The sequence below is a fragment of the Aliidongia sp. genome (assembly GCF_035943795.1).
Lineage (GTDB): Bacteria > Pseudomonadota > Alphaproteobacteria > ATCC43930 > CGMCC-115725 > Aliidongia.
Genome location: NZ_DASZBY010000042.1, coordinates 1 through 7308, shown reverse-complemented (window position 1 = coordinate 7308; position 7308 = coordinate 1). Strand labels below are relative to the sequence as shown.

At 64.2% G+C, this 7308-nt stretch carries 12 protein-coding genes and 1 pseudogene; 5 read left to right on the top strand and 8 right to left on the bottom strand.

Annotated elements, in window-relative coordinates:
- From istB to VGV37_RS07400, 5 genes and pseudogenes are all read right to left on the bottom strand, one after another.
- Positions 1–614, bottom strand: a 614-nt coding sequence (istB, locus tag VGV37_RS07420) for an IS21-like element helper ATPase IstB (protein WP_326879005.1), incomplete at its 3' end; no start/stop codon positions are given.
- A gap of 11 nt (positions 615–625) precedes the next feature.
- Positions 626–2137 (bottom strand): IS21 family transposase, encoded by a 1512-nt coding sequence (gene istA, locus VGV37_RS07415; RefSeq protein ID WP_326879007.1) that lies wholly within the window; start codon positions 2135–2137, stop codon positions 626–628.
- 223 nt (positions 2138–2360) lie between these two features.
- Positions 2361–2546, bottom strand: a pseudogene (locus VGV37_RS07410) (transposase); the annotation flags it as partial.
- Positions 2547–2578: 32 nt separating this feature from the next.
- Complete coding sequence (locus tag VGV37_RS07405) at positions 2579–3001, bottom strand: PAS domain-containing protein (RefSeq protein ID WP_326879004.1); 423 nt, start codon at positions 2999–3001, stop codon at positions 2579–2581.
- A gap of 158 nt (positions 3002–3159) precedes the next feature.
- Positions 3160–3471 carry a hypothetical protein gene (locus VGV37_RS07400; RefSeq protein WP_326879003.1) on the bottom strand — a complete coding sequence of 104 codons (312 nt, stop codon included), beginning with the start codon at positions 3469–3471 and terminating at the stop codon, positions 3160–3162.
- 103 nt (positions 3472–3574) lie between these two features.
- Between VGV37_RS07400 and VGV37_RS07395 the strand changes: the two genes are divergently transcribed.
- Positions 3575–3847 (top strand): hypothetical protein, encoded by a 273-nt coding sequence (locus VGV37_RS07395; protein WP_326879002.1) that lies wholly within the window; start codon positions 3575–3577, stop codon positions 3845–3847.
- A gap of 111 nt (positions 3848–3958) precedes the next feature.
- Positions 3959–4099, top strand: coding sequence for a hypothetical protein (locus VGV37_RS07390; protein WP_326879001.1), 141 nt, complete (start codon positions 3959–3961; stop codon positions 4097–4099).
- A gap of 157 nt (positions 4100–4256) precedes the next feature.
- Here the strand turns inward: VGV37_RS07390 and VGV37_RS07385 are convergent, their stop codons facing one another.
- Complete coding sequence (locus VGV37_RS07385) at positions 4257–4883, bottom strand: SOS response-associated peptidase (RefSeq protein WP_326879006.1); 627 nt, start codon at positions 4881–4883, stop codon at positions 4257–4259.
- Positions 4884–4892: 9 nt separating this feature from the next.
- Positions 4893–5159 carry a hypothetical protein gene (locus VGV37_RS07380; protein WP_326879000.1) on the bottom strand — a complete coding sequence of 89 codons (267 nt, stop codon included), beginning with the start codon at positions 5157–5159 and terminating at the stop codon, positions 4893–4895.
- 268 nt (positions 5160–5427) lie between these two features.
- Between VGV37_RS07380 and VGV37_RS07375 the strand changes: the two genes are divergently transcribed.
- A complete protein-coding gene (locus VGV37_RS07375; protein WP_326878999.1) occupies positions 5428–5670 on the top strand; it encodes a hypothetical protein in 243 nt (80 codons plus the stop codon).
- A 31-nt stretch (positions 5671–5701) separates the two neighbouring features.
- On the opposite strand, the gene VGV37_RS07370 is transcribed toward VGV37_RS07375, so the two are convergent.
- Entirely contained in the window at positions 5702–5884 is a 183-nt protein-coding gene (locus VGV37_RS07370; protein ID WP_326878998.1) for a DUF3606 domain-containing protein, read from the bottom strand.
- A gap of 400 nt (positions 5885–6284) precedes the next feature.
- Here VGV37_RS07370 and VGV37_RS07365 point away from each other — a divergent pair, with 400 nt between their 5' ends.
- Together VGV37_RS07365 and VGV37_RS07360 are read left to right on the top strand one after the other, a co-directional pair.
- The gene (locus VGV37_RS07365) at positions 6285–7007 is read left to right on the top strand and encodes a DUF3560 domain-containing protein (protein ID WP_326878997.1); all 723 of its coding nucleotides are present in this window, start codon (positions 6285–6287) and stop codon (positions 7005–7007) included.
- Positions 7008–7011: 4 nt separating this feature from the next.
- Positions 7012–7308 (top strand): hypothetical protein (locus VGV37_RS07360; RefSeq protein ID WP_326878996.1); only part of this gene is annotated, 297 nt, incomplete at its 3' end.

Genomic DNA, 7308 nt, shown 5'->3' with positions numbered 1-7308 from the left:
CGATCGATCGGCACCTGGCTGGTGACGATGATCGAGCGGGTGTCATAACGGTCCTCGACGATCTCCAGCAGATCGCGCCGCTGTTCGGCGGTAAGCGCCTCCGGCCCCCAGTCATCGAGGATGAGCAGATCGACCCTCGCGATCTGGCGCAGGGTTCTGGCGTAGCGCCCGTCGGCACGTGCCAGCGCCAGGGCCTGGAACAAGCGGGGCACGCGATGGTAGGCAACGGAGAGATCCTCCCTGCAGGCCTTCTGCCCGAGCGCACAGGCGAGCCAGCTCTTGCCGACGCCGCACGGGCCGGTGATCAGCAGATTATGCCGGGCGCGGATCCAGTCGCAGCCGGCGAGCTTGAGGAACAGCGCCCGATCGAGGCCGCGCATGGCGCGGTAATCGACGTCCTCGACGCTGGCGGTCTGGCGCAGCTTGGCGGCGCGGGCGCGGCTTTCGAACTTCTTCTGCTGGCGCAATGTCGCTTCCTGTTCGAGCAGGAGCGCCAGCCATTCGGCATGATCGAGACTGGCGGCTCCGGGTTGGGCGCCGAGGTCGGTGAAGCCTTTGGCCATGCCGTGCAGGCCGAGCGCATGCAGCAGATCGAGGGTTGGATGGGTGAGCATGTGAACGTCCTTCAATGGAAGTAGTCGGAGCCGCGCAGATTGGCGTGGGTGAGGACCGCCGCCGGCTCGGCCTGGGGCGCGCGGTCGAGCTTGGCGGCAATGATCGAGGCGATGCTTTTGTAGGTGAGCGCCCCGACCGCGACGGCGCGGGCCGACACGGCCTCGGCGCGGACGGGGTCCAGATCCTTGAACAGCCGGAGCACGCCGAGGCAGGTCCGGAAGCCCTGTTCCGGATGCGGACGGTTGGCGAGAATGGCGATGACCAGCGCCTCGGTCTGCGGACCGATGGCGGCACCCCAGCGCCGGAACCGCTCGGGCGTCCATTCGGCGTAGCGGCGATGGGAACTCGGCATATGGTCGGGATCGGTGCCATGCCGACGGCCGCCATGGCGGCGCTGGTGGACGGCGACGCGCTTGCCGCGATGGAAGATCTCGACCATGCGCGCGGTCAGCCGGGTATCGACCTGCTGACGGATCAGCTGATGCGGGACGGAGTAGAAGAAGCCCGCTATCTCGACGTGATAATCCAGCGACACACGGGCGAAGCCCCATTCGGCGAACTCGTGATCGGTATCCGGCAGCGGCGCCAGTGCTGGCCGTTCGACAGTCTCGAACAGCTGCCGTCGGCTCAGCCCGAGCCGGCGCATCACATGGTCGTTCATCCGGGTGAGCATGCCGGCGATCGCTTCGTTGGCCTCGGCCAGCGAGAAGAACGTCTGCCGCCGGAGCCGCCCGAGAATATAGCTCTGAGCGAAGCGCACTCCGGCTTCCACTTTGGCTTTATCCTTGGGCTTGCGCGGCCGAGCCGGGAGGATGCCGACACCGTAATGCGACGCCATTCGACCATAGCTGCGGTTGATCTCGGGATCGTAAACCGACGCCTTGTGCACACCGGACTTCAGATTGTCGGGCACGACCAGGCGGGGCACGCCGCCGAAGAAGCGGAACATGCGGACATGGGCGCCAATCCAATCCGGCAGCGTTTGGGTCCAGGTCGCTTCGGCATAGGTGAAGCTCGACGCGCCGAGCACGGCGACGAAGATCTCGGCCTCGCGCACGACGCCGGTCTCGCGATCGACGATGCCGATCTTCTTGCCCGAATAATCGACGAACACCTTGTCGCCCGCCGGATGGTCCTGCCGCATGACCGGCGACAGGCGCCGCTCGAACTCGCGGAACAAGTCGCAGAACCGGCTGTAGCCATAGCCCTCGGGGTGGGTCTCGCGATACTCCTCCCACAGCACCATCAGGTTGACGCCCGGCCGCTTCAGCTCACAGGCCAGCGCCGACCAATCCGGTTTGGGACGGCGGCGGAACCCACGCCGCACACCGGCGTGGGTGAACAGCCGATCTTCGAGCACGTCGTCGGTGAGTTCGGCCGGCAGCGGCCAGGCCAGCCCGGCTGCCTCCGCGCGGCGAAGATTGTCCTGGATCGTGCTGCGCGCGACACCGAGCATCCGCCCGATCTCCCGCGCGCTGACGCCGTCGCGGACCAACCGCAATATCTGTCGTATCTGCCTCATGGTCAGCTCTCTCTTCGCCGGCATCAGGTGCTCCTCGTGGATGATCACGAGGTCCTGATGCCCGAGTTGCTGACCCAAGGGAAAACGCTGAAAGCCGGAAGCCAGGTGGCCGATGATTGATCGGAACCTGGCCGGCTTCAAATCGGAATGGTGGCCGGCTTCAATTCGGAACGCCGGCCGACTTCAAATCGGAATACCCGGCCGGCTTCGGTCGGAATCCGCACTCCGCCTTGCCAGAGAACGTCGTGGCCATGCCCTCGACCGCCTGCTTCTTCCAGGTCGCGATCATCGTCTGATGAATGCCGTGCTTCGCCGCCAGTTCGGCCAGCGTCAGCTCGCCCCGGATCGCCTCCAGCGCGACCTTCGCCTTGAACTCAGCCGTGTACCGCTTGCGCGTAACCTTGCCCATCCAAACCCGTCCTTCTCATCGACGGGAACAGCTTAACCGACTGTCCGGATTTCAGGGGCCAGCTCTCCATGACGATAGGAGATGACCCCTTGGGTGGCTACCCGCACAAGGTCGGCATACGAGGCGGAATTGTGGAAGGCGGGCGACGCCTCCTCGAGCCATTTGCCTGTAACGTCTGTTCCGAGGGCCTTCCCATGGGCGGTTCCGACCAATCGGTGGCGAAAGCGAAGCGGATGGCCGACGATGTCGGCCATCCAGATCCAAGGCAGGCCGGTTCCAATCTGGGTGGGATCCAGGTCTTTGCGTGCCGGATACCCATCATCCGGGCGCGGCAACCTGCTCCAATAAGCAAACAGCCGCTGGATTAGAGGATGGGCTTCATGTTGCGCGAGATGGCGTGCCACGTCAGGCGCTTCTTTTAGGCACCATTTGGCTTCATCGGCGATTTTATCCATATCGACTCGTCGATTATTGTGACGACGACATGGGGTAGGAACGCGCAAGCACAATCCTCTGCCTCATCTTCGACACATGAGCGTCGTGTGATTGATGGAGGCTTTTCCACGGTGGAATGATTGAACAGGGCGCCCTCTGTGCTGCTTCCAGCGCCGGCCTATCCGGCCTTCCGGATCACCACCCCTTCGTCGAGAAGATGATCCAAAACCGCCTCGCTCAGCACTTCCCTCAGTTCAGGCGGCAGGTCGATTGCCGCGCGCCACGTCCCTGCCGGCGTTCGATAGGTCGGAAGATGGATCGACGTGCCACCCCCTGCCAAGTGGCGCGCCTGGACACCCTTGATCCGAAACGAGACGCCAGCGATCATCATTTCGACATCGACGAAGGCAAAAACGCTCTTGCTCTGAACAGCCTCGCAGTTGGAGACTGTCACTGAGATGGATTGGTATTCAGTTTCTTGAGCGTTCATGGCCCCCACTCGGCAGCTCGTCTAAATCGAAACGACTCTGCTCTTTGTCGTTGCTCGGGGGTAGTCTCATGAAGGCTTTATTAGAATGGGAATGGAGATCTCGATGACCATTCGGGCCAAGACGATGAACCTGGACGAGCTGCTCGATCGGGAACGGTTTGCTCCTCACCGTCTCATCGGAATGGATGAGGCGACGCTGCAAGCCGCCCTCGAGACCAGGCGCAAGGGCCTCCGGCTCGTTTACGCCGGCCGGACCTATTCCCATCTGGTGCAAGCTTGGTCGGCCGATGTCGCCGCCATCGAACGGGAGCTGGCGAGCCGTTCTCCGATCCCCGGTGAAACCCAGTCGCCGAGCGCGTCGAGCAGTCCGGCGTGATCCTCCTTCACGTTGCCAAGCCCCAATAACTCACTTCCGGCGCTCTCTTCTCTGACGTATCAAGGTGACGCAGCGCCCGCTGCGCCAACGTCTAAGAAATCAGAGATCAGAATGCGTAAGCTGTTGCTCATATTGGCCGCCGTCGCGGTGATCGCGCCGTCGCTCGCCCAGGCCCGCGTCATCCATCGGCATCATCACCGGCACCACCACCATCATCACCGCCACTATCGGCACCACGTCCGGCCGATGTAATTCGGCGCGGACCTGGTTACGATCAGCCGTCGCGCTTAGAGGGTCTTCGTGCGACGGGAAGCGGCGCCCCTGGCTGGCCGAGACCGGCCAGGGGCGTTCCGGTCCCTCGGTCGGGTTAGTCTCCCGGTCTAGGGACCGGGGCCTGGTGTCGCGAGACCTAGTCGGGGATCCTCTCGACCAGGCCCGCGGGATTGTTCTTCACGTTGCCGACGTCCTTGTGAACCTTCCACATCACGAGGTGCTCGCCATAAGGCACCAACAGCTCTTTCACCGCTTCGAGCGACATGTCGTCCTCGCCCAGCCACGTGGGCCAGGCCGCCGGCGGCAGGATCACCGGCATGCGGTTGTGGATCGGCGCCATCTCGCCGCTGGGCTCGGTCGTGATGATGGTGAACGAGCGGACCGTCTCGCCGGACGGTGACTTCCAATTTTCCCACAGGCCGGCCAGCGCCATGATGTTGCGATCGGGCAGGGCGATCGCATAGGGCTCCTTGACCTTCGGCGCCAAGGTCTTCCACTCGTAGAAATTATCGACCGGCACGATACAGCGCTGCCGCCGTTCCCAGGGCATCCGGTATGACCGCATGCTCATCAGCGCCTCGGCCCGGGCGTTGAAGGTCGAATAGGCGACCTTCTCGTCCTTCGCCCAGAACGGCAGCAGGCCCCACTTCGCCATTTCGACCGTGCGTTTGCCGTCGTCCAGGCGAACGATCGGGAGGCGGCGCGTCGGCGTCGCATTCCAGTCCGGCGCATAGTTGGGTGCCGCGGACTGGCCGACGGCTATCGGGGTGTCTCAGTCGGGCTCCCCGACCGCGAAAAGCCGCTCCATGGCGCGGAACTTCGCGCCTGGCTCGCTGGGGAATAGGCGGCGCCGCGCGGCGGAGGGATGGAGTGCGGCCCAGGATCGCACGAGCCTCGCACCATCCCAAAGCTCGCGACGATCGTACACGAATGTCTGGTTGGCGAGCGTGATCGCCGCGTCGTCGCTCTCGCAGTCCAGATCCTGGCGGGACACGATGTGTCCTTGAGCGTCGAGGGCATAGAGCCGGTATTCGGCCATAGGACCACTCCCAACCTTTCCGAGGTGGGCAGAGGATAAGACAGTCGCAGATCGCGAGCAATGCGGCGAACAGGTGCCACACGCCTCCGCCCAAAAAAGCCTCGACCCTCAGGGAGCGAAACCAACAGGCCCCTACCGGGTTTAACAGCTCCCAGTCTCCAGCTGGGGCTCCGGGCCGACCCGCCCGGCGCAGCATGCTCAGCCTTGCCGCCGGCGACCTGCTTCCTGTAGAGGGGCGGCGTCGGCGGTCTTTTGGTGGAGGCATAAGATGGCCGATAAGCGACACTTCGAAGACGGGCTCTATTGGATCCAGGCCACCTCGGTCGGGGAGGCGGAAGTGGCGCTTCACCACCACGGCCGATGGCGGCGGTTCGGCGCCGAACCAGCCAACACGGAAGATCTGTTTCTGATTGGGCGGCGGGTCGTCGTGCCGCCGGATGCGTTCCTCGAAGATCCTCAGACACTCATCCTGCCAGTCAGCGGGAGCGGCGATATTCCAGAGGCCCACTGAAGCTGCCTGCCGAACTATCGCCGCGGTACGCCTACTTCAGCTGCTTGGCGGCCTCGTCCAGCTTGGCCCGGTCGTTGCCAATCCGCTCGATCAGGCTTTTCGCTTCGGCAATCGAGATGCCGTGGGTCTTCGCGAAATATTCGACCTCATAGTCCTCGCCCTTGGCGACCTGCCGGCGATCTGCTGCGCCAGTCTTGGTCTTGTCGTCGCTCATCGCCTTCCTCCCGCTCGTCGACGCCTTCACTAACGCCGTACAGGAACAACACGGCAGTAATGTAACCGTTGCGCGAGGGGGCCGCGCTAGGGCGTGCTGCCAGAGCAATCTGCTTCCCGGCTCCGTTTTGACGATCCCGCATTGTCGATCGACGCGCCGACGCGCCTCGGCGCCGCGCACGAGCAGCGCCCCGTTGCTAAGGGGCTAGCCCCTCGCGCCGGGCAAGAGTGCGTCGCCTCCGGCTCCCGCCTCGTCCGGTATCCCCACCGCTCGCTTCGCTGCGCGCCGGGTGATCCCCCTCCGGACGACGCGCTCTTGCCCTCTGCTACCCCCACCGGCGCCCGGCTCCGGGAAGCATGCGACGCGCATGCTTCGCAGGCTTGAGGAAGGGGACAGGTCGATGCGCTTTTCAGCCACTTACTCGCCGGACGACAACAAGCTGCGGCTCTACAGCGAGGGCCGGCTCGACGCCGAGCTTTACGAGCGCGTCAAAGCCGCCGGCTTCAAGTACGCGCCGCGCCAGCAACTATTTGTCGCGCCCATGTGGACGCCGCCGCGCGAGGATCTGCTTTTGGAGCTTTGCGAGGAGATCGGGGACGAAGACACGACCCTGGCGGACCGCGCCGAGGATCGGGCCGATCGGTTCGAAGGGTACAGCGAGCGCCGGGCCGAGGATGCCGAGGCCGCGCGCAGGACCGTCTCGGCGATCGCCGATAATATCCCGTTCGGCCAACCGATCCTCGTGGGCCACCACTCCGAGGCGCGGGCGCGCCGGGATGCCGAGAAGATCGAGACCGGGATGCGCAAGGCAATCCGGATGTGGGAGACCTCCGAATATTGGCAGCGGCGCGCGGCGAACGCGCTGCGGCATGCCAAATACAAGGAACTGCCGGCCGTGCGCGCCCGCCGCATCAAGACGATCGAGGCGGATAAGCGGAAGCGCGAGTGCATGGTTGCCGAGGCGAAGAAGTTCAGCCGGGCATGGTCGACGCCGGGCGGATCACCCATCGCGTTGGCGATCGGTTCACCAGCCGCCTGCAGGAATCTTGAATTTAACCAGCGGTTCTCGACAAACCTTAGCGAACAAGCGCAAAATCTTTCCGATGTCCAAAAGGGGGTATGAGGCCATGATTCGCCTTGGTGTCGTTGCCGTTCCGCTGATGTTGTTCGCTTCGATCGCCACGCCCGCCCGGGCCGGGGTGGTCGTGCAGAACATTCCGAACCTCGTCGAGAGCTTGGGCGATTTCACCCCGTTCGACGTCAAGGCGCTGCCGTTCAACACAGCCTTGGGCGCGCTTCAGGATGTCACGCTGGAGTTCATCGGCAATTACACACCGGAGGTCCACAATGACCTCGGGCCGTTTCCTGCGACCGCGACGCTGTCGACGCGACTCTTCGTCTTTGCCGAGAATGGCGGTCCGACG